The following is a 19,365-nucleotide window of genomic DNA, read 5'->3' as shown; positions in this document are numbered from 1 at the left end:
CGGGACACGGGACACTGCGGCGCTTTGACCAAGCCCCTGTGATCGGTGCAGTTTTTTTCCGGCCCGTCTTTTCTGTCCTTGCCCGGCAATGTAGGGTCCGAGCATGAAGTGGAACCTGCCGAATATCCTGACCGTCCTGCGCTTGTTGGCTGCGCCCGGTCTGGCCGTTATGTTTCTGTATTTCACCCGGCCCTATGCAGATTGGTTTGCGCTGATCCTGTTCCTGTCGGCAGCTATCACCGACTGGTTCGACGGCTATTTGGCGCGTGCGTGGAAGCAAGAAACCAAGATTGGTGCGATGCTGGACCCGATCGCGGACAAGGCGATGGTGGTGATCGCGCTAATGATCCTGGTGGGTTATTCGACCGAACACTGGACGCCGTGGCTGGTGCTGCCAGCGACGGTCATCCTGTTCCGCGAGGTCTTCGTTTCGGGCCTGCGTGAATATCTGGGCGATACGGCCGGGACGCTCAAAGTCACGAAACTGGCCAAGTGGAAAACGACAGCGCAGATGGTGGCGATTGCCGTCCTGTTTTCGCAGGGGATTTTCGAGCACTATTTTGTGATGTCTACCTTCGGCATGGATGCTGCCACAATGGATTTGGTGCTGACCGGCCAGCTGGAAGATATCAACCACATGCGCTGGCATCTGGAGGGGATGTTCTGGGCAGGCCGGATTGGGCTGTGGTTGCTGTGGATTGCTGCGGCGCTGACATTGATCACCGGCTATGACTACCTACGTAAAGCTATGCCCCACCTGAAGGAGAGCTAAAGGATGGATGTGCTGTATTTCGCCTGGGTGCGTGAACGCATCGGTCTGCCGAAAGAGCGGATCGAGACCGAGGCCGCAACCGTATCCGACCTTGTCGCTGAGCTGAGCGCGCGCGAAGACCGCTATGCAGCCGCCTTTGAAGACCTGTCGGCCTTGCGCGTGGCACTGGATCAGGAGCTTTCCGATTTCGACGCGCCACTGGCTGGTGTGCGCGAAGTGGCCTTTTTCCCGCCAATGACCGGCGGCTGACGCATGCGCATCGTGGTTCAGGAACAACCGTTCGATCTGGGGGCTGAGGCCAATGCCTTTGCCGCCGGAGACGATGCGAACGGTGCCATCGTGACCTTTACGGGCGTCGTGCGCGATCTGGCATCCGGCGATCTGGATGTGATGGAAATCGAGCATTACCCCGGAATGACTGAGAGGGCGCTAACTAAGATCGCACAAGAGGCGCAGGAGCGCTGGTCTCTGGGAGATGTCCTGGTGATCCACCGCCACGGGCGGCTGGCTCCCGGCGATCGGATCATGATGGTTGCGACGGCTGCGCGACACCGCAAGGACGCATTTGAGGCGGCCGAATACCTGATGGATTACCTGAAATCCCGCGCCCCGTTCTGGAAGAAAGAGATTACTTCATCCGGCGCGGAATGGGTGGATGCCAAGGACGAAGACGAAGACGCGCTGACCCGCTGGTAGGCGCGGTACCCGGCACCGGGTCAACAGGTGCCGGGTTTTCCCAATGTCGATTAGGCGTTTTGTTCTGTGTTGCACTGCCGTGCCGCTTCGATGGCTTTCTTAGTGCCATCGAGGCTTACGGTGAACGCGAACTCTTTTTCCGGGAACACAGTCATTTCGTATTTGTTCATGACGTCGTCCACAAACTGCGCGTTGTTCGCAAGGATGTAGCCACCGGTATACCCTTCGGCCAGATGCTTGGTCTTCTTGTGCGCTTCGGCTTCATAGACATTGCCGTCAAGCGACAGGAAAATCTTTTCCTTCTTTCCCTTCAGGCCGATGTCATTCTGGGTGAATACGCCGAGATAGCCCATTTCCTGATCTTTGGTCAGGCCCATTTGAACAACGTTTCCATTTGCGTCAACACGCTCGATCAGGCAGGAGCCACGTGTGTCATCCACAAAAATGGTCCATCCGGACTCTTCACCCCAGTTGGTGAATGTGTCGTTCTCTGAGGGGATCACGTCACTCGACGCCAGTGCGGCAGATGCAGTGAAAGCGCTAAGTGTTGCGGCGGTCAGTATTGATAGTTTGAAATTCATAGTACACTCCAAGTCTCTTGATAGTGGACAGTGATGTGTGCAGGCAAAAATGCACCAATTCAGAATATTGAATTTATTGAGGTAAATGAAGGCATGTGTATGCGATCGGCCAATTCGTGCCGACAGCAAACGTGTGTCAGAGATTTTGTATCCTTGAAACTGGGCGGTCAGCGTCAGTCGGCGTTGTTGATGCGCCCGCGCAACTCTTCGGCCTCTTGCCGGGCCGCGCGCAACCCATCCATGGCGGCGGCCAGTTCTGCCTCGGTCTGGGTCAGCTGGTTGGTCAGCTCGGCCTCACGCTGCTGCAGATAGGTGATCGCCTGATCGCGGGTTTCTTCCGCCTCGTGCAGTTCCTGGCTCATGCGGTCAAGGTCGGCCACATCGCTTTGACGAACTCGAGACAGGCGATGCGCCAGCCAGTTGGCGAACCATCCCAGGCAGAAGGCTGCGAACAGGATGACGGCGGTGGCGATGATGAATTCGATTCTGTTCAACTTACTGGTCCCCTGCGTCCGCGTCTTCGTCCGTGGCTTCGCCCTCGGCCGGCGCGTCTTGTGACGTCTCTGATTCCGTTTCGACCGCCTCAAGCGTTGTCTCGATTTCTGTGATGGCTTCCGGTCGGATCAAACTGAATACGATGCGTCGGTTTTCCTCGCGACCCTCTTCGGTGTCGTTGTCGGCGATGGGTTGCGTTTCCCCGTAGCCCATGGCGGTATAGCTGGCGGTTGGTACCCGTCGCGCGCGCAATTCGTTCAGGATGGACTGCGCGCGCGCCTGGCTAAGCTGCTGGTTCATCTCTTCACGGCCCTGGCTATCCGTGTGGCCCTGAATCTCCAGCCGGATCGGTCCGCATTCCCGCAAGATTTCAGCGATTTGATTGACCGTATCGCGCGAGTCCGCTGCAACCGTGGCCGAGCCCGGCTCAAACGCGATCTTCGAGCCTGCCTGAACCTCGACGATCCGCTCCTCGCATACTTCTGGATCAGGCAGTTTGTCTTCGGGCTCTGGCGGTTCCTGATAGGTGATTGAAAGGGTGAAATCCTGTGCGTCGCCCAGCTTTTCCGACAAAAGCCCTGCAACGTAGGCCCGGGTTTTCGGGTCATGACTGACACCGCTGAGCACCACATCATCCGGTGTCACCGTCAGCGCGCCGTTGTGCAGTTGCGACAGGGCCTCCAATCCGCTGAGGACGCGAATGGGCCAGTCCGCGGGCAGGTCCGGGGCGATGCGGGTTGCGGTGTGGACCTGTTCATAGCCAAAAGCAGCGCGGGCATAGCTGTCGACCATGTCGCGCAAAGTCTCGTCCCCCAGTCGTCCGCGCATTTGCACAAGGCCTTCAGGGCTCCGTGTGGCCGAGAATTCGGGCGGGCCAGATTGGTCCTCGGTCTCCGGTTCGGGCAGAACGGCGTGAAGGACAAAAACCTCGGGCAGGGCGTTTTCCAACTCGCCAATGACCCGATCGAACAGCGCGGTCTGCGTGCCTTCAACCGCAACCAGAGTAATATCGGCATCTGACAGCGTGACCGAGCCCTGGCCGATTTCCGACAGCGCACGAATACTTAGCACAGCGGCGTCAGGCCAGCGAGGTGAGGGTTCGCCCAGACCGATGGTGCAGGAGTAAGGACCGGATAGTCCCGCGTCCTCTGCTGCCGCGATGATCCGGTCGCGGGCTTTTTCGTCCTGTGCCGAACAGGCGTCGAACCGGCCGCCGTTTTCGTCGATCAGATAGCGCACGGTGAAGGGCGTGATGACGGGGCGCGGGGCCGAGATCGACAGGCCAATGCGCAGGCTGGGCGGTGCAGCACGGGTTAGTTCTTGTTCCAGCCGTTCTTTTTCTTGCTGGCTGTCGGCGATTGCGGTGATCTTCACAAGGCCGGGGCTGGCCGAGATTTTCGCACGTGGCAAACGGGCCAGGGCCTCGACCGCATAGTCAATCGCATCTTCCCAGCCTTTGGGCTTGGGGTAGTCCGCAGTTTCCATCAGGTCTGAAACCGGCCCGCCATCCAGATCGCGCAACCTGTCGGTCAGCGCGTCACGATCTTCGCTGACCGGTATCAAGCCGATGACCGAAATCCCGCTGTCGTTACGCAGGATTTCCGCCGAAAAACGTGGAGCTGCCAACTGCGTCGTGGGCGCGACCTCCATTTCGTCGATGACGCGCGAGGTATCGACTTCGGTTCCCGCTGCGGTCAGGGCGTTGAACCGTGTGGCTTCGTCCTTGGCGGTGCCGGTGAGAACCACCCGCAACCCGTCCGATTGGACCTCGGCCCAGTCGTGGCCCTTCAGGTCCAGCGCGCGTCGCACCGCAAATTCCGAGGCTTCCTCGACCTTTGTCACCGAAAAGCTGGCCGCCAGCAGACACAGCCCGGCAGACACGAGAAAGACTAGTGTAACGACTAAGAAATAAGGCAGGCGCATGTGCGGGCAATCGACTCCTCGAGTGAGTGTGCAGGACTCTTACAGAGGCCTTGGCCGAGGTGCAATCAGAGCAACAAGGCGACGCAGAGGAAGATCAGCGGAATAAGGCCGGTATCGCGATTTGCACGGAACAATTGCAGCAGTTTGGCGTTGTCCTCGGTGTCCAATCCGCGCAACTGCCATGCCATATGCCACCCCATCGCCCAAGGCCCGGCAAGAGCGACCACCAAAGCCATGACCGATGCCTGCGGTGTCGCCGCGTCGATGATGGCCATTCCCATCAACGCAACTGTCGCCACCAGGAAATACTTCAACCACCTTGCGGTATCCGTGCCAAATAGCCGCGCGGTAGATTTAACCCCGATCAGTTCATCATCTTCAGCGTCTTGGTGTGCATAGATCGTGTCATAGAACAACGTCCACGCGATGCCCGCCAGATACAGGATAATCGCCGGTATTCCGACCGTCCCGGTATGCGCCGCCCAGGCCAACAGGATACCCCAGTTAAAGGCCAGACCCAGAAACGCCTGCGGCCACCAGGTGAACCGTTTGGCGAAAGGATAAATTGTTACCGGCAGCAGCGACAAAACACCCATCGCAATCGCCGCTTGATTGAAGGTCAGAAGAATCATCAGGCCCAGCAGGCATTGCAGCCCCATCCAGATCACCGCCTGCTTTACGCTGACCTGCCCCGAGGGGATCGGGCGCGACCTTGTGCGTTCGACCTGACCGTCGAACTCTCGGTCGGTGATGTCATTCCATGTGCAGCCCGCACCGCGCATCAGGAAAGCACCAATCGCGCAACCGATGGCAATCCACAGATCCTCCCACCTTGGATTGCCGTCGCTGAGGATGGCCAGAGCCAAGCCCCACCAGCACGGAATCAGCAGCAGCCATGTCCCAATGGGCCGGTCCGCACGGCTGAGCCGCAGATAGGGGCGGGTGAACGCAGGCGCATAGGTGTCGACCCAGTTGCCGCTGACTGCATCGGCGACTTGTCCGTCTGGTGTTGGCGCATTGCCTTGCATATGTAAGGTCTCATGAGTGCAAAGATCAGACTGTATGTAGAGCACCCTCTGGGGCAGGGGCAATCGGTTCCTTTGACGCGCGATCAGGCCCACTACCTGTTTGGCGTCATGCGTCTGGCCGTTGGCGGGCAGGTCGCCCTGTTCAACGGGCAGGACGGAGAGTGGCTGGCCGAGGTGGCCGAGGCGGGCAAACGCGGTGGTGTTCTGACGTGCGTTGCACAGACCAAACCGTTGCAATTGCCGCCCGATCTGTGGTTCCTGTTCGCGCCGATCAAGAAGGCGCGGACTGACTTTATCGTTGAAAAAGCGGCAGAAATGGGCGCGGCGCGGATCATGCCTGTGCAGACCGAATTCACCAACTCCGAGCGTATTCGGCAGGACCGCCTGCAGGCCCACGCCGTTGAGGCGGCCGAGCAGTGTGGGGGCACCTATGTGCCCGAAGTTGCCGATCTTCAGCGGCTCGACCGGGTGCTGGACGGCTGGCCGGAAGGTCGCCAATTGATGTTCTGCGACGAGGCTGAGGTTGGCTCGGCCCTGTGTTTGGCGGCTAACGAAAAGGGCCAATCTTGGGCCATTCTGATCGGACCCGAGGGCGGATTCTCAGATCGTGAACGCGCGCGCTTGTCGGCGTTGCCCTATGCCCATGTGGTCAGCCTTGGCCCTCGCATCCTGCGCGCGGACACAGCAGCCGTTGCGGCGCTGACCATGTGGCAGCAGGCGCTGGGGGATTGGGCGTGAACTGGCAAGAAGCGCGGGAGGTGGACGTTCCCAAGATCGATAGGTTTCTGTTCGACCATATCCAGACCTCGATGTTCCCTTTGGCCAATCTGAGGGATTTTGGCTTGCGGGGACCAGATCCGCGCGCTGTTAACCTGTGGACACTTGGCGACGGTCCGCGTGCTGTTTTTGGGATCACCAACGAAGGCATGGTCCTGCCGCAGTGCCCCGAATGTTCAGACGAAGAACTCAGAGCGGCGATTCGGCTGATCCGGGGCCGAAAACTGTTCGGTATGGCGGCGGAAGCGTCTCAGGCGTGCCGCATCATGCGCCTTGCCGGGTGGCAGGACAGACCCGCCACGCTGAACAGTGATGAGCCCGGATTTACATTGGATCTGCAACAGATGGTCGTACCGAATACGACCGGGGCTGATCTTTTACCGCTTTGTGATCAAGACCGCACCATTACTGAAGGTTGGCGGCAGAGCTATCTGGTCGAGGCGATGGATTTCGATGCCGACCGTGCGAAAGGGCAGGCCAAGAAGGATATCGCGGCCTATATTGAACGCAACTCGCACCGGGTACTTTTGATGAATGGCCAACCGGTTGCGATGACCGGGTTCAATGCCCGCTTGCCCGAGGTGGTTCAGATCGGGGGCGTTTACACGCCGCCGGACCTGCGGGGTCGCGGCTATGCGCGACTGGCCGTGGCGCTGCACCTTCGCGAGGCGCAAAGCAAAGGCGCCACACGCGCGATCCTGTTCGCCGCTAGCGATGCTGCTGCGCGTGCCTATATTGGAATTGGGTTTCAGCCTGCGGGCCATTACTCACTGATTCTGTTCAAGAACCCCGAGGACACGGCATGAGCTTTATCCGACCCGAAGCCAAACTGGCCCTGTGGCGCTGGCGCGAAGTGTTGATCGCGGGCGCTGTTCTTTTGGTTGGTTTCAGCTGGATCAGCGGACCCGGTGGGTTGCTGGGTTGGCTGGGATGGGTGCTGATCGCAGCGTCTGCCGCCCTGGCAGTCATTGGCGTACAGCGTGCCCGGTTCCGCACCGGTGCAGGCGGCCCCGGTCTGGTGACAATCGACGAAGGTCAGATCACTTATCTCGGCCCACTGACAGGGGGCATTGTCGCGACCCGAGAAATTGAGCGTCTAGCTCTGGACCCGACATCGTCTCCGGCACATTGGGTTCTGGATCAACCGGGACAACCAACGCTTCACATTCCTGTGAATGCGGAAGGTGCCGAGGCTCTGTTTGATGTGTTCTCGGCCCTGCCGGGGCTGAAAACCGAACAAATGCTGTCTGAACTGAACGGTGGCGGGGCGCATCCGGTCGTAATCTGGGAGCGGACGCCTTCGCGGCCTGCGCATCTTCGGTTGCATTGACACCGGCGCGGTTTGCGCTCAGGACTGACCCAACGACAGACACATCAGGATCGGAGCACGGGTCTTATGTCCATCCCTCAGTCAGGCGGCGGTCCTATCGAGCGCCACGAGCAACTGGCCGAATATCTGGAATCGGGCTGCAAGCCCAAGCAGGATTGGCGCATCGGAACCGAGCATGAAAAGTTCGGCTATTGCAAAGACACGCTGAAGCCGCTGCCCTTTGAGGGTGAGCGCTCGATTCTGGCCGTACTGCAGGGGTTGCGCGATCTGCATGGCTGGGCGCCGGTGGAAGAGGCCGGCAAGTTGATCGGTCTGGAAAAAGACGGCGCCAATGTCTCGTTGGAGCCCGGTGGGCAGTTGGAACTGTCCGGCGCGCCGCTCGAGACCATTCACGAAACCTGCGACGAGGTGAACGCGCATCTGCGCGACGTGAAAGACATCGCCGACAAGATTGGTGTTGGGTTCATCGGCCTTGGCGCTGCTCCGATCTGGACGCATGAGGAAATGCCGCTGATGCCCAAAGGGCGGTATCGGCTGATGAACGACTACATGGAAAAGGTCGGCACGATGGGCCGGTCGATGATGCGCCGGACCTGTACGGTTCAAGTGAATATCGACTTTGGGTCCGAGGCCGACATGGTGCAGAAACTGCGCGTCGCACTGGCCTTGCAGCCTGTGGCAACCGCACTGTTCGCCAATTCTCCGTTCTTCGAAGGCAAGCCCAACGGTCAGAAAAGTTGGCGCAGCTATATCTGGCGGCATCTGGATGATGCCCGCACCGGTATGTTGCCTTTTGTGTTTGAGGATGGGTTCGGGTTTGAACGCTGGGTCGAGTACGCTTTGGATGTGCCGATGTATTTCGTCTATCGCGATGGCAAGTATATCGACGCGTTGGGTCAATCCTTCCGAGATTTTCTGGAAGGCGAGCTGCCCGCCCTTCCGGGCGAAACGCCAACGCTGTCCGACTGGGCCGATCACTTGACCACCGCCTTCCCCGAAGCGCGGATCAAGAAGTTCATGGAGATGCGCGGGGCCGATGGTGGCCCGTGGCGGCGGCTGTGTGCTTTGCCCGCGTTCTGGGTCGGCCTGACCTATGATCAGGGCGCGCTGGATGCGGCATGGGATCTGGTCAAAGACTGGGACGCCGAGACGCGCGAAGCGCTGCGGGTCGAGGCCGCCAAGGACGGTCTGCAGGCTAAAGTTGGTAACATCAACATGCACGATCTGGCGGGTGAAGTCGTTGCGATCGCAGAGGCGGGGCTGAAAGCGCGAGCGCGCCCTGGTGCAGGTGGAATGGTGCCGGATGAAACGCATTTCCTGAATGCTCTCAAAGACAGTATCGAAACCGGCAAGGTTCCGGCGGATGAGTTGCTGGACCACTACAACGGTGACTGGAACGGCGATCTGACGCGGATTTACCCCGAATTCAGTTACTGAACTGTCTCGGCGCTGTGTTGCCTTTAGGAGAGCATTTGCCAATTCATTCGATGTGACCTTGCCAGCAAGCGGGGTGTATCGGGTATCCTTGGCAGGAAACTCCTGAGCTTGATGACATCATGGCCCGTATCAGTGAACTGCACTATTCCAATGCCTATGCTGCGCAGACGGGTGTCTCGGAGTTCCTCGAAGTTGCGCTCAGGTCTGATGAGGATCCGGCGAATTTCACGGTTTCTTTCTATCAGGCCAACGGTCAGGTCGGGATCGAAATTCCGCTGAACCATCCTTTGGTTCAGGTTTCGACCGACCCCGACAATAACGAACAGGTCTTTGTGATCTCAGCGGATTTCTTTCCGATCCTGCTGACAGACCCCAATGGGGGCGGTTCAACTAACTATGAGGCCTACGCGCTGACCGACACCTCTACGGGAGAGGTCATCGATTTCTACGATATCGGTGGCGGGACCACCAACATCGTTGCGCAAAACGGGCTGGCCGCGGGCGAAACATCTGTGAACCTGCCGGTTTTAGTCGGGCCGAACCAAACGACGACGACTCTGCAGTTCAATCAGCCCAATCCCGATACGCTGGTCTATGGAACATTGTCCCCCGGCGATACCGGCCCACCTTGCTTTACGGCTGGTACGCTGGTGGATACAGCGGACGGCTCGCGCCGGGTTGAAAGCCTGAAGCCGGGCGATCTTGTGCTGACGCAAGATGACGGGCCCTGTCCGATCCGCTGGGTTGGTGGGCGCACCGTTGCCGGGCGCGGTCGTTTCGCACCGGTGCGTATCCACGCCGGAGCGTTTGGGGCGGAACGGGACATTTTTGTCTCGCCTCAGCATCGTCTGTTGGTAAGCGGCTGGCAGGCGGAATTGCTGTTTGGTGAGGCTGAGATTCTCGTCGCGGCCAAATCGCTGATCAATGACGCGACTATCACGTCCGCCCCGTGCGACATTGTCCACTACGTGCACCTATTCTTTGACCGTCATCAGTTGGTCTCGACCTCGGGCCTGATCTCGGAGAGTTTCTTTCCCGGTGATCAGGCACTGTCGAGCCTGGACCACGCGGCTGCGGATGAACTGTTCTCGCTGTTCCCCGAACTGCGCAACTACCCGCAAAGCTATGGTCCGACCAGCCGCCCGGTACAGTGCGGCCCGCAAGCGGCAATGGTGCAGGCGATCTGATCGCCCCTCTTGCTTTCGCGGACTGCTGTGATAGCAGAGCCTCAACAGCATTCAGGAAACCGTCATGGACGATCTTAAGGCAAAATATCTGGGTCAGATCGCCGATGCAGGCGACGAAAACGCGCTCGAAGCGATCCGTGTCGCGGCCGTCGGCAAAAAGGGCGAGGTCGCGTTGAAGATGCGCGAGCTGGGCAAGATGACGCCCGAGGAACGCCAGGTCGCAGGCCCTGCGCTGAACGCCCTGAAGGACGAGATCAACTCGGCGCTGGCAGCGAAGAAGGCAGCCCTGGCCGATGCCGCGCTGGATGAGCGTCTGCGCACCGAATGGCTGGATGTGACCCTGCCGACCCGCGCGCGTCGTCAGGGTTCGATCCACCCCGTCAGCCAAGCGACCGAGGAGCTGACCGCGATCTTTGCCGAACTGGGGTTCTCGGTGGCCGAAGGGCCGCGGATCGAAACCGATTGGCACAATTTCGACGCGCTGAACATCCCCGGCCACCACCCTGCGCGGGCCGAGATGGACACGTTCTACATGCACCGCGCCGAGGGCGATAACCGCCCGCCGCATGTGTTGCGAACCCATACCTCGCCGGTGCAAATCCGCTCGATGGAGCTGCAGGGCGCGCCGATCCGCGTGATCTGCCCGGGCGGCGTGTATCGCGCCGACTATGACCAGACCCACACGCCGATGTTCCATCAGGTCGAGGGGCTGGCCATCGACAAGGACATCTCGATGGCGAACCTTAAATGGGTTCTGGAAGAGTTCGTGAAGGCGTTCTTCGAGGTTGACGACGTCGAACTGCGCTTCCGCGCCTCGCATTTCCCCTTCACCGAACCGTCGGCCGAGGTCGATATCCGCTGTTCCTGGGACAACGGTCAGCTGAAGATCGGCGAGGGCGACGATTGGATGGAGATTCTGGGGTCCGGCATGGTGCACCCCAAGGTGATTGCTGCCGGTGGGATCGACCCCGAGGTCTATCAGGGCTTTGCCTTCGGCATCGGTATCGACCGTTTGGCGATGCTGAAATACGGTATTCCGGATTTGCGGGCCTTCTTTGATTCCGACCTGCGCTGGCTGCGTCACTATGGGTTTGCAGCGCTGGATATGCCGAACCTGCATGGTGGTTTGTCGCGTTGAATGGGCAATGGGTGACCTCTGCCGCTTTGGTGGCTTTACTTGTAGCCGTAGTGGTTTTTCCGTGGCAGCGAAGTCTCGAGCATAAATACCAGATAAAAAAAGAAAAAAGAGAGCTATTTCGAAAATTGATTGCCAAGTTCTCCGAAGTGGGACAAGCGGTGACATTGCAGGACTACAAATCTGCAACGCGGTCACTCGCGGAATTTGAAGGACTATCCTACGAGGTTGAACTGTTGACTTCCATGGGAGTGTCAAACGCGCTGCGTGAAATTTCTGGTCATTGTAAAAGGCAAATCAAACCATTGCCTCAGTTGTACGAAGATTTCTGTTATCAACATAAGAAAGAACCTGAAAAAGCAGGCGCTACACTTAAGAAGCTTGAAGAGGCTTCGTTCAAAATAGGTTCTGCAAGTGGGTATCTTTCAACATTGTTGAAGGAAGATATTGTACAAACAGCGGTGGATTTTGATTGGCGGAAGAAAAAGCGAGTCCCAAGGCTCGTAGGGGCTATCAAAGAAAAATTCGGAGAAACATCCGGTTCTTAGCAACGCGGAACAAAGGCCGATAGGCCGCCGCGCTATCGCCAGACCGCCCGGGCGGGCTGGCGATTTGCCTCCACTAGCGCAACGCTCGTACGTCACACGGATTTGGCCAGAATAAATCACCGACTACAGCCCGAGGATCGCCATCCCGCGGTCTGGCGATAGCGCGGCTTGTTGCATTGCCCCACGGGGTTGTGACGTGACATGGGCCGCAAGGCGGTTAGGGTCGGTCGCATGATCTATCGACTGCTTGTCCTCTTTTTCATGTCCGCTTCTGTTGCCTATGCCATGGGGCCTTGGCGCGATGACTGTCATGGCGATACGGCCTGTCAAGTCGGGGACCGCTCGTACCATGTGCTGGAGCCGGACGGATGGGACGGCGAGACGCCTCTGCCGGTGTTGATGCATTTCCACGGCTGGGCGCGGCAGGGGACCGTGGTGGTCAATCACGAACGCATTGCGGGGGCCACGAAACTGCGCGGCGTGCTGCTGGTGGCCCCTAATGGGCTGGGCAAAAGCTGGGATTTCTGGACCTCGAACACCGGCGATGTGCCTTTTGCGGACCGGGTGCTGGAGGATGTGGCCAAGCGTTACCCGATTGACGCGGACCGTATCTATGTCTCGGGCTATTCCTACGGCGGCGCGATGGCGTGGCGCTATGTCTGCCAGTCGGGCAATGACACGGCGGCTTTGCTGGGCATCGCAGGCAGCATCCGGCAGACCGAGGATTGCCCTCAGGCCCCGGCAGAGGTGCGCCATGTGCACGGCACCAGCGATACGGTGATGGATTTCCCCTTAGGGCCGGGCGGGGATACGACCTATCCGGTGGCGCTGTGGCGTCAGAAATTCGGCTGTGACACGGCCACGCCGCGCGGCGATTGGAGCGTGGTTCCGATCCTGACGCTCAACCGCGTGGAATGGACCGACTGCGCGCAGGGACGGGTTGCGCTGGATACCCATCCGGGCGGGCACTTTATCCCTCATGGCTGGGTCGGGCGGCAGTTGGATGAGCTGTTGGGGCGCGAACCGACATATCCCTGAACTGGAAACGACCCGGCCTTGTCGCGAACAGGTTTGCTGGAGCGCGTTCCACCCGTTTATCCATGTGGAAACGGGGATGTCATGACCACAATTCTGATCGTTGAAGGCAATACACCGGACATGGTTGCCAAGGGCCATGCAGGAGCGAACGGGTTCATCCGGACTTTCTCGGGCTTGGCTCCGGAGGTCCGTATTCGTCTGGCCAATCCTTATGCCGCAGCATTGCACCCCGATGAATTGCAGGGCGTGGACGCCGTAGTGCTGACCGGATCGGGTGTCAGCTGGTCTGTGGACGCGCCCGAGGCGGTCCCCCAGCGCGCCGCGGCCGAAGTCGTGCTGACCGCCGGTCGACCGATATGGGGGTCGTGCAACGGGCTGCAACTTGCGATGTTGATGCTGGGCGGTTCTGTTGGTGCGTCTCCGGTTGGCATGGAAGTCGGCATGGCGCAGAATAACGTGCTGACCCAAGAAGGTGGCCAGCATTCCATGATGGAGGGGCGCAGTGCCGGCTTTGGCGTTCCGTGCATCCACCGGGATGAGGTTCAGAAGCTGCCTGACGGAGCAATTCTGTTGGCAGGCAACGCCCATTCCCCGGTTCAGGCAGCAGTTTATGAGCAGGGCGATCTGCGTTTTTGGGGCACGCAGTATCATCCTGAATTGAGTCCACGGGATATCGGAATCTATGTTCGTGCACGGGGCATCTTTTCCGACCACGCCAATTTGGCTGATGATCTTGAGCAGGCCGAAACGGATATCTCGGCTGCGGCGCGTCTGGGAACCCACCCGGACGCCTTGGTGTTGCCCCAGCGCAGCCGTGAGCTGGCCAATTGGCTGCAATTCGTCTCTGGCCACTAAGCGGCCCTTCCACCTGCGGGGAATATCCGCTACATGCGATCCGACCCGAAAATTCTGGCGGATAGCGACCGATGAAATTCACTCTTTCCTGGCTGAAAGACCACCTCGACACCGATGCGTCGGTTGATGAGATTGCTGAGACGTTGACCGATCTTGGACTTGAAGTCGAAGAGATCGTGAACCCTGGGGACCGGCTGGCGGGCTTTACGCTGGGCTATGTGAAGCATGCCGAGAAACATCCCGACGCCGATAAGCTGCGCGTCTGCACGGTTGCGACGGATGAGGGCGATCTGCAGATCATCTGCGGCGCGCCCAATGCGCGCGAAGGGATCACTGTCGTCGTCTGCAAACCGGGCATGTACATCCCCGGTCTGGACCTGACCATCAGCGTCGGCAAGATCCGCGGTGTCGAAAGCTTTGGCATGATGGCATCCGAGCGCGAGCTGGAGCTGTCGGACGAGCATGACGGCATCATCGAGCTGCCTTCGGGCGAAGTGGGCGACAAGTTCGTCGACTGGCTGGCCGAGAATGAGCCGTCCAAAGTCGATCCGATGATCGAGATTGCGATCACGCCGAACCGCCCCGATGCGCTGGGTGTCGCGGGTATCGCGCGTGATCTGGCGGCACGTGGGGTCGGCACGCTGAAAGAGCGTGACTACGTGCCGGTGCCGGGTGATTTCGAAAGCCCGATCAAGGTGACGATTGATGAGGATACGCTGGACGGAGCACCGCATTTCACCGGTCGTCTGATCAAGGGTGTTAAGAACGGCCCCAGCCCGCAATGGCTGCAGGATCAGTTGAAAGCGATTGGTCTGCGCCCGATCTCGGCTTTGGTCGATATCACCAACTACATGACCTTCGACCAGAACCGCCCGCTGCACGTATTCGATGCGGATAAGGTTCAAGGCAACCTGCGCGTTCACCGCGCCAAGGGCGGTGAAAAGCTGGTTGCGCTGGATGAAAAGGAATACACCCTGCAGCCCGGCATGATGGTGATTTCGGATGACAAAGGTCCCGAGTCCATTGCTGGCATCATGGGCGGTGAGGAAACCGGTTGTACCGAAGAGACCGTGAACGTCTTCCTCGAAAGCGCGTTCTGGGATCACGTGCAGATTGCTCTGACCGGGCGCGCGCTAAAGATCAACTCGGACGCGCGCTACCGCTTTGAGCGGGGTGTGGATCCTGAATACACGCTGGAAGGTCTGGAACAGGCGACGCAGATGATCCTGGATATCTGCGGCGGTGAGGTTTCGAAAGTGGTCGAAGCAGGGAAGGCTCCGAACCACGCGCGGGCCTACAAGCTGGATGCAGAGCGGGTGCAATCGCTGGTCGGCATGGATATTCCCGAGGCTGAACAACGCCAGACCCTGACCCGCCTTGGCTTCCGACTGGAAGGCGAGATGGCGCATGTGCCCAGCTGGCGTCCTGATATCATGGGTGAGGCCGATTTGGTGGAAGAGGTCGCGCGGATTGCGTCGCTGACCAAGCTGCAGGGCAAGCCTCTGCCGCGCGTGACTGCTGGTATCCCGAAACCGGTGATGACCCCGACACAACGCCGTCAGTCGATGGCGCGCCGCACCTGTGCAGCTCTGGGGTACAATGAATGCGTTTCCTATACCTTCATTGATCAGGCCTCGGCCGCGTTGTTCGGGGGCGGCGATGAAGCGACACAGCTTGAAAACCCGATCTCGTCCGAGATGAGCCATATGCGCCCCGATCTGCTGCCCGGTCTGCTGCAGGCCGCTGCCCGCAATCAGGCGCGCGGCTACGCAGATGTGGCCTTGTTCGAGGTTGGCCCGGTGTTCCATGACGGCGAACCCGGCGATCAGAAAACCCAGATCACCGGTCTGCTGGTCGGTCGCAATGGTCCCAAGGACGTGCACGGAGCCTCGCGTTCGGTTGACGTGTTCGATGCAAAAGCGGATGCCGAGGCTGTTCTGGCCGCCATCGGTGCACCGGCCAAAGTTCAGATCCTGCGCGATGGTGATGCTTGGTGGCATCCGGGCCGTCACGGCAAGATTTGCCTGGGCCCGAAAAAGGTACTGGGCGTGTTTGGTGAGTTGCACCCGCGTATCTTGCAGGCGATGGATATCAAAGGCCCTGCGATGGCCTTCACCATCTGGCCGGACGAGGTGCCATTGCCCCGTAAATCCGGTGCCACCCGCGCCGCACTTGAGTTGCGTGACCTGCAGGCGGTCGAGCGGGACTTTGCCTTTGTCGTGGATGAGGGCGTCGAGGCGCTGACGTTGGTGAATGCTGCGGCGGGTGCCGACAAGGCGCTGATCGAAGACGTCCGCGTCTTTGACGAGTTCATCGGCGGCAGCCTGGGTGAGGGTAAGAAATCTCTGGCCATCACCGTGCGTTTGCAGCCGACGGATGCGACGCTGAAGGAAAAAGACATCGAAGCGGTGGCTGAGAAGATCATCGCCAAGGTCACCAAGGCAACCGGCGGCGTTCTGCGCGGGTGACGCCGGATCGTAAACGGCGCGAATAGAATGGAAAAATGAAAGGGCGGGTGCGCCCTTTCGTTGTTTAAGGAGGAGCAAAAGATGCTGAACGTTTACCTCTCTGGCGAAATCCACACCGACTGGCGCGAACAGATCATCGACGGCGCGCAAGGCTTGGACGTCACCTTCAACAGCCCCGTCACCGATCACGCAGCCAGTGATGATTGTGGGGTCGCCATTCTGGGCGAAGAGCCGAACAAGTACTGGCATGACCACAAAGGTGCGATGGTGAACGCGATCCGTACCCGCAAGGGCATCGCGGATGCTGATGTTGTGGTCGTTCGGTTTGGTGAGAAATACAAACAGTGGAACGCGGCCTTTGACGCAGGGTATGCCGCGGCGTTGGGTAAATCGCTGATCGTATTGCACGGCCCCGACCACCAGCATGCGCTGAAAGAGGTTGATGCCGCAGCATTGGCCGTGGCCGAACATCCCGCGCAGGTCGTGGAGGTTTTGCGCTATGTCCTGACCGGTCAGCTGCCGCAGTAAATACGTTACGTTTTTCTTGCCCGAAATCAGGCTGCTTTCTACCGTTTGAGGAAACGAAACGGGAGAGGCAGCCATGGAATTCGATTATGTCGTCGTCGGAGGGGGATCCGCTGGCTGCGTGATGGCCGCGCGCCTCAGCGAAGATCCAGAAACATCTGTGTGCCTGATTGAAGCGGGCGGTGCGGGCGAGGATCTTGTGATCCGCGCGCCAGCATTGGTGGCTGCCATGATTTCGGGGCGGCCCAAGCTGAATAACTGGGCTTTTGAAACGGTGCCGCAACCTGGCCTGAACGGGCGCAAAGGGTTTCAGCCCCGAGGTAAGACATTGGGGGGATCGTCAGCGATCAACGCGATGCTTTATGTGCGTGGACACGCCAGCGACTACGACGAATGGGCCGAGTTGGGGTGCGAGGGATGGGATTGGCAAAGTGTGCTGCCCTACTTCCGCAAGGCAGAGGGCAACGCGCGCGGTGCGGATGACCTCCACGGCGCGGATGGGCCCTTGCAGGTTTCGGATCAGTCCGAGCCGAGGGCGATCTCTCATGCCTTTGTCGAGGCGTGCGGCCAGCATCAGATTCGCGAAACACAAGATTTCAACGGACCCGACCAGGAAGGGGCGGGCCTGTATCAGGTGACACAGTTCTATGACGGCGATCACAAGGGCGAACGGTGTTCTGCGGCGGCTGCCTATTTACGAGACGTCAAATTGCGGTCGAACCTGACCATACTGACCAGCGCTGAAGCTCAGAAGGTTCTGTTCGACAAAAAGCGCGCCACCGGAGTGCAACTGCGTCAGAAAGGCAAAGTGATCGAGGCCCGCGCGCGTCGCGAAGTGATCCTGTCTGGCGGTGCATTTGGGTCGCCTCAACTGCTGATGCTGTCAGGGGTCGGACCAGAGGCGGAACTGAGCCAGCATGGTATTCCGGTCGTACATGATCTGCCCGGCGTTGGTCAGAATCTGCAGGATCACCTGGACTATGTGCTCAGCTATAAATCCAAGCGAAAGGATGTCATCGGCCTGACACCGGGTGGATTGTGGGATCTGGCCAAGGCCGGATTGGACTGGCGGCGAACCGGCACGGGGTTGTTTTCGACGCCTTTTGCCGAAGGTGGCGCGTTCTTCAAATCCGACCCTTCTGTGTCCAAGCCTGACCTTCAACTGCATTTTGTCGTCGGAATTGTCGACGACCACATGCGGAAAATCCACCTTCAGCACGGGTTCTCTTGCCATGTCTGCGTGCTGCGTCCGTTCAGTAAGGGAAGCGTGGGGCTAAGCTCGGATAAAGCCGGCGCGCCGCCGCGGATAGATCCCGCCTATCTGAGCGATGACCGTGACCTTGACCTGTTGAAAAGCGGCGCGCGGATCATGGAATCAATCCTCGAGGCACCGCCGCTGGCGCCGTGGCGTGCGAAGCGCCTTTACCCGAATGATGGCAGCGATCAGGCGCTGGAAGCCGATATTCGCAACCGCGCCGACACGATCTATCACCCGGTGGGCACCTGCAAGATGGGCATCGACGATATGGCAGTCGTCGATACCGAAGGCCGAGTGCATGGGGTCGACGGGTTGCGGGTTGTGGACGCCTCGGTCATGCCGACGCTGGTGGGCGGCAACACTAACGCGCCCACCATCATGATCGCAGAAAAGATCGCAGACGGGATCAATCCCGCGGCGGCGTAACCAATCCCTTCTGCACAGCAGGGCGGTCCAGGAACCGATCAAGATACGATACGACGTTTGTGTAGTCTTCCCAGCCCACAAGCTCGCGAGCCTGGTAGAACTCTAGCCCGCGCAGCCAGGGGGCGATGGCGATGTCCGCGATCGAATAGTCACCAACAATCCAATCCAGCCCTTCAAGCTGTTGGTTCAGGACGTTCAACAAGCGTTTTGCTTCGGCGACATAGCGTTCGCGGGGGCGGGGGTCTGGGATTTCGCTTCCGGCGAATTTGTGGAAATAGCCCAATTGCCCAAACATCGGGCCGATTCCGCCCATCTGGAACATCACCCATTGGATGACACGGTACTTGTCGGACTGGGTCTGGCCCAGAAACATGCCGCTTTTTTCGGCCAGGTACACAAGGATGGCACCGCTTTCGAACAGGCCCAGAGGCTGCCCGTCTGGGCCGTTCGGATCGATAATCGCCGGGATCTTGTTGTTGGGATTCAAGGACAGGAAGGCGGGGCTTTTGACATCCGTGTCCGACAGCGTGACCTTGTGGGCCTCATAGGGCAGGCCGGTCTCTTCCAGCATGATCGACGCTTTGACACCGTTGGGCGTCGGGAAGGAATACAGCTGGATACGGTCCGGAAACTTGGCAGGCCAACGGGCCGTGATCGGGTGAGAGGCGGTGTCCAGCATGATTTGCTCCTGTCTGTGGGCTGCATTCAAAAGGTAGGCAGAGCACCCTCGTGTTACCAGTCTTTGGGTTGTGCGCAGCCGGTCAGAGCCTGTTTACACGGGAACAACGGGGAAATCCTGCGAAACTGCCACCTAGACCGATGCGGGCGAATAGATCAATATTCCGGAATTCCTGCGCTGTTGACGCGGGTTTGTCGTGAATCGAAA

20 protein-coding genes are annotated in these 19,365 nt (G+C 59.4%); 15 read left to right on the top strand and 5 right to left on the bottom strand.

Going from position 1 to position 19,365, the window contains the following annotated elements; genetic code table 11:
* The first annotated feature begins 103 nt into the window (after nucleotides 1-103).
* From pgsA to GOV53_RS18480, 3 genes are read left to right on the top strand one after another with little or no spacing between them, the layout of a single operon-like run.
* Nucleotides 104-772: a CDP-diacylglycerol--glycerol-3-phosphate 3-phosphatidyltransferase gene (gene pgsA, locus GOV53_RS18490; protein ID WP_170469205.1), complete on the top strand. Its 669-nt coding sequence runs from the start codon at nucleotides 104-106 to the stop codon at nucleotides 770-772.
* 3 nt (nucleotides 773-775) lie between these two features.
* The gene (moaD, locus tag GOV53_RS18485) at nucleotides 776-1,021 is read left to right on the top strand and encodes a molybdopterin converting factor subunit 1 (RefSeq protein WP_170426929.1); all 246 of its coding nucleotides are present in this window, start codon (nucleotides 776-778) and stop codon (nucleotides 1,019-1,021) included.
* 3 nt (nucleotides 1,022-1,024) lie between these two features.
* Nucleotides 1,025-1,468 (top strand): molybdenum cofactor biosynthesis protein MoaE, encoded by a 444-nt coding sequence (locus GOV53_RS18480; protein WP_170469202.1) that lies wholly within the window; start codon nucleotides 1,025-1,027, stop codon nucleotides 1,466-1,468.
* A 50-nt stretch (nucleotides 1,469-1,518) separates the two neighbouring features.
* On the opposite strand, the gene GOV53_RS18475 is transcribed toward GOV53_RS18480, so the two are convergent.
* The 4 genes from GOV53_RS18475 to ubiA form a co-directional block, all read right to left on the bottom strand.
* Nucleotides 1,519-2,049, bottom strand: a complete 531-nt coding sequence (locus GOV53_RS18475) for a hypothetical protein (RefSeq protein WP_170469199.1) — start codon at nucleotides 2,047-2,049, stop codon at nucleotides 1,519-1,521.
* A 173-nt stretch (nucleotides 2,050-2,222) separates the two neighbouring features.
* Complete coding sequence (locus GOV53_RS18470; protein WP_170426932.1) at nucleotides 2,223-2,543, bottom strand: hypothetical protein; 321 nt, start codon at nucleotides 2,541-2,543, stop codon at nucleotides 2,223-2,225.
* A 1-nt stretch (nucleotide 2,544) separates the two neighbouring features.
* Complete coding sequence (locus GOV53_RS18465; RefSeq protein WP_170469197.1) at nucleotides 2,545-4,467, bottom strand: OmpA family protein; 1,923 nt, start codon at nucleotides 4,465-4,467, stop codon at nucleotides 2,545-2,547.
* Nucleotides 4,468-4,532: 65 nt separating this feature from the next.
* Complete coding sequence (gene ubiA, locus GOV53_RS18460) at nucleotides 4,533-5,495, bottom strand: 4-hydroxybenzoate octaprenyltransferase (protein WP_170469194.1); 963 nt, start codon at nucleotides 5,493-5,495, stop codon at nucleotides 4,533-4,535.
* Between the two features lie 12 nt (nucleotides 5,496-5,507).
* Between ubiA and GOV53_RS18455 the strand changes: the two genes are divergently transcribed.
* The 12 genes from GOV53_RS18455 (at nucleotide 5,508) to GOV53_RS18400 (ending at nucleotide 18,479) form a co-directional block, all read left to right on the top strand.
* Nucleotides 5,508-6,233 carry a 16S rRNA (uracil(1498)-N(3))-methyltransferase gene (locus tag GOV53_RS18455; RefSeq protein ID WP_170469191.1) on the top strand — a complete coding sequence of 242 codons (726 nt, stop codon included), beginning with the start codon at nucleotides 5,508-5,510 and terminating at the stop codon, nucleotides 6,231-6,233.
* Nucleotides 6,230-7,078, top strand: coding sequence for a GNAT family N-acetyltransferase (locus GOV53_RS18450; RefSeq protein ID WP_367648801.1), 849 nt, complete (start codon nucleotides 6,230-6,232; stop codon nucleotides 7,076-7,078). The genes GOV53_RS18455 and GOV53_RS18450 overlap by 4 nt, the downstream gene beginning before the upstream one ends.
* Nucleotides 7,075-7,602: a hypothetical protein gene (locus tag GOV53_RS18445; protein WP_170469188.1), complete on the top strand. Its 528-nt coding sequence runs from the start codon at nucleotides 7,075-7,077 to the stop codon at nucleotides 7,600-7,602. The genes GOV53_RS18450 and GOV53_RS18445 overlap by 4 nt, the downstream gene beginning before the upstream one ends.
* Nucleotides 7,603-7,668: 66 nt before the next feature.
* Nucleotides 7,669-9,039, top strand: coding sequence for a glutamate--cysteine ligase (locus GOV53_RS18440; protein ID WP_170469184.1), 1,371 nt, complete (start codon nucleotides 7,669-7,671; stop codon nucleotides 9,037-9,039).
* 119 nt (nucleotides 9,040-9,158) lie between these two features.
* Nucleotides 9,159-10,226 (top strand): Hint domain-containing protein, encoded by a 1,068-nt coding sequence (locus GOV53_RS18435; protein WP_170469181.1) that lies wholly within the window; start codon nucleotides 9,159-9,161, stop codon nucleotides 10,224-10,226.
* A 64-nt stretch (nucleotides 10,227-10,290) separates the two neighbouring features.
* Nucleotides 10,291-11,364 carry a phenylalanine--tRNA ligase subunit alpha gene (gene pheS, locus GOV53_RS18430; RefSeq protein WP_170426939.1) on the top strand — a complete coding sequence of 358 codons (1,074 nt, stop codon included), beginning with the start codon at nucleotides 10,291-10,293 and terminating at the stop codon, nucleotides 11,362-11,364.
* A gap of 11 nt (nucleotides 11,365-11,375) precedes the next feature.
* Nucleotides 11,376-11,909 (top strand): hypothetical protein, encoded by a 534-nt coding sequence (locus GOV53_RS18425; RefSeq protein ID WP_170469178.1) that lies wholly within the window; start codon nucleotides 11,376-11,378, stop codon nucleotides 11,907-11,909.
* A gap of 231 nt (nucleotides 11,910-12,140) precedes the next feature.
* Nucleotides 12,141-12,947, top strand: a complete 807-nt coding sequence (locus tag GOV53_RS18420) for an alpha/beta hydrolase family esterase (RefSeq protein ID WP_170469175.1) — start codon at nucleotides 12,141-12,143, stop codon at nucleotides 12,945-12,947.
* 81 nt (nucleotides 12,948-13,028) lie between these two features.
* Nucleotides 13,029-13,802: a type 1 glutamine amidotransferase gene (locus tag GOV53_RS18415; RefSeq protein ID WP_170469172.1), complete on the top strand. Its 774-nt coding sequence runs from the start codon at nucleotides 13,029-13,031 to the stop codon at nucleotides 13,800-13,802.
* A 71-nt stretch (nucleotides 13,803-13,873) separates the two neighbouring features.
* A complete protein-coding gene (pheT, locus tag GOV53_RS18410) occupies nucleotides 13,874-16,270 on the top strand; it encodes a phenylalanine--tRNA ligase subunit beta (RefSeq protein ID WP_170469169.1) in 2,397 nt (798 codons plus the stop codon).
* 81 nt (nucleotides 16,271-16,351) lie between these two features.
* Entirely contained in the window at nucleotides 16,352-16,798 is a 447-nt protein-coding gene (locus tag GOV53_RS18405; protein WP_170469166.1) for a YtoQ family protein, read from the top strand.
* Nucleotides 16,799-16,871: 73 nt separating this feature from the next.
* On the top strand, nucleotides 16,872-18,479 hold the full coding sequence (locus tag GOV53_RS18400; protein ID WP_170469163.1) for a GMC family oxidoreductase: 1,608 nt from the start codon (nucleotides 16,872-16,874) through the stop codon (nucleotides 18,477-18,479).
* Here the strand turns inward: GOV53_RS18400 and GOV53_RS18395 are convergent.
* Nucleotides 18,460-19,158, bottom strand: a complete 699-nt coding sequence (locus GOV53_RS18395; RefSeq protein WP_170469159.1) for a glutathione S-transferase family protein — start codon at nucleotides 19,156-19,158, stop codon at nucleotides 18,460-18,462. The genes GOV53_RS18400 and GOV53_RS18395 overlap by 20 nt on opposite strands.
* Between the last annotated feature and the right edge of the window lie 207 nt (nucleotides 19,159-19,365).

Source organism: Ruegeria arenilitoris, from assembly GCF_013035315.1.
In the GTDB taxonomy this organism is placed as follows: domain Bacteria; phylum Pseudomonadota; class Alphaproteobacteria; order Rhodobacterales; family Rhodobacteraceae; genus Ruegeria; species Ruegeria arenilitoris_D.
This window is presented reverse-complemented; position numbering and strand designations above follow the sequence as displayed.

What these genes read in the sequence shown, in the direction of transcription:
- pgsA (WP_170469205.1), top strand. Translation starts at nt 104, where the DNA reads ATGAAGTGGAACCTGCCGAATATCCTGACCGTCCTGCGCTTGTTGGCT.
- moaD (WP_170426929.1), top strand. Translation starts at nt 776, where the DNA reads ATGGATGTGCTGTATTTCGCCTGGGTGCGTGAACGCATCGGTCTGCCG.
- GOV53_RS18480 (WP_170469202.1), top strand. Translation starts at nt 1,025, where the DNA reads ATGCGCATCGTGGTTCAGGAACAACCGTTCGATCTGGGGGCTGAGGCC.
- GOV53_RS18475 (WP_170469199.1), bottom strand. Translation starts at nt 2,049, where the DNA reads ATGAATTTCAAACTATCAATACTGACCGCCGCAACACTTAGCGCTTTC.
- GOV53_RS18465 (WP_170469197.1), bottom strand. Translation starts at nt 4,467, where the DNA reads ATGCGCCTGCCTTATTTCTTAGTCGTTACACTAGTCTTTCTCGTGTCT.
- ubiA (WP_170469194.1), bottom strand. Translation starts at nt 5,495, where the DNA reads ATGCAAGGCAATGCGCCAACACCAGACGGACAAGTCGCCGATGCAGTC.
- GOV53_RS18455 (WP_170469191.1), top strand. Translation starts at nt 5,508, where the DNA reads ATGAGTGCAAAGATCAGACTGTATGTAGAGCACCCTCTGGGGCAGGGG.
- GOV53_RS18445 (WP_170469188.1), top strand. Translation starts at nt 7,075, where the DNA reads ATGAGCTTTATCCGACCCGAAGCCAAACTGGCCCTGTGGCGCTGGCGC.
- GOV53_RS18440 (WP_170469184.1), top strand. Translation starts at nt 7,669, where the DNA reads ATGTCCATCCCTCAGTCAGGCGGCGGTCCTATCGAGCGCCACGAGCAA.
- GOV53_RS18435 (WP_170469181.1), top strand. Translation starts at nt 9,159, where the DNA reads ATGGCCCGTATCAGTGAACTGCACTATTCCAATGCCTATGCTGCGCAG.
- pheS (WP_170426939.1), top strand. Translation starts at nt 10,291, where the DNA reads ATGGACGATCTTAAGGCAAAATATCTGGGTCAGATCGCCGATGCAGGC.
- GOV53_RS18420 (WP_170469175.1), top strand. Translation starts at nt 12,141, where the DNA reads ATGATCTATCGACTGCTTGTCCTCTTTTTCATGTCCGCTTCTGTTGCC.
- GOV53_RS18415 (WP_170469172.1), top strand. Translation starts at nt 13,029, where the DNA reads ATGACCACAATTCTGATCGTTGAAGGCAATACACCGGACATGGTTGCC.
- pheT (WP_170469169.1), top strand. Translation starts at nt 13,874, where the DNA reads ATGAAATTCACTCTTTCCTGGCTGAAAGACCACCTCGACACCGATGCG.
- GOV53_RS18405 (WP_170469166.1), top strand. Translation starts at nt 16,352, where the DNA reads ATGCTGAACGTTTACCTCTCTGGCGAAATCCACACCGACTGGCGCGAA.
- GOV53_RS18400 (WP_170469163.1), top strand. Translation starts at nt 16,872, where the DNA reads ATGGAATTCGATTATGTCGTCGTCGGAGGGGGATCCGCTGGCTGCGTG.
- GOV53_RS18395 (WP_170469159.1), bottom strand. Translation starts at nt 19,158, where the DNA reads ATGCTGGACACCGCCTCTCACCCGATCACGGCCCGTTGGCCTGCCAAG.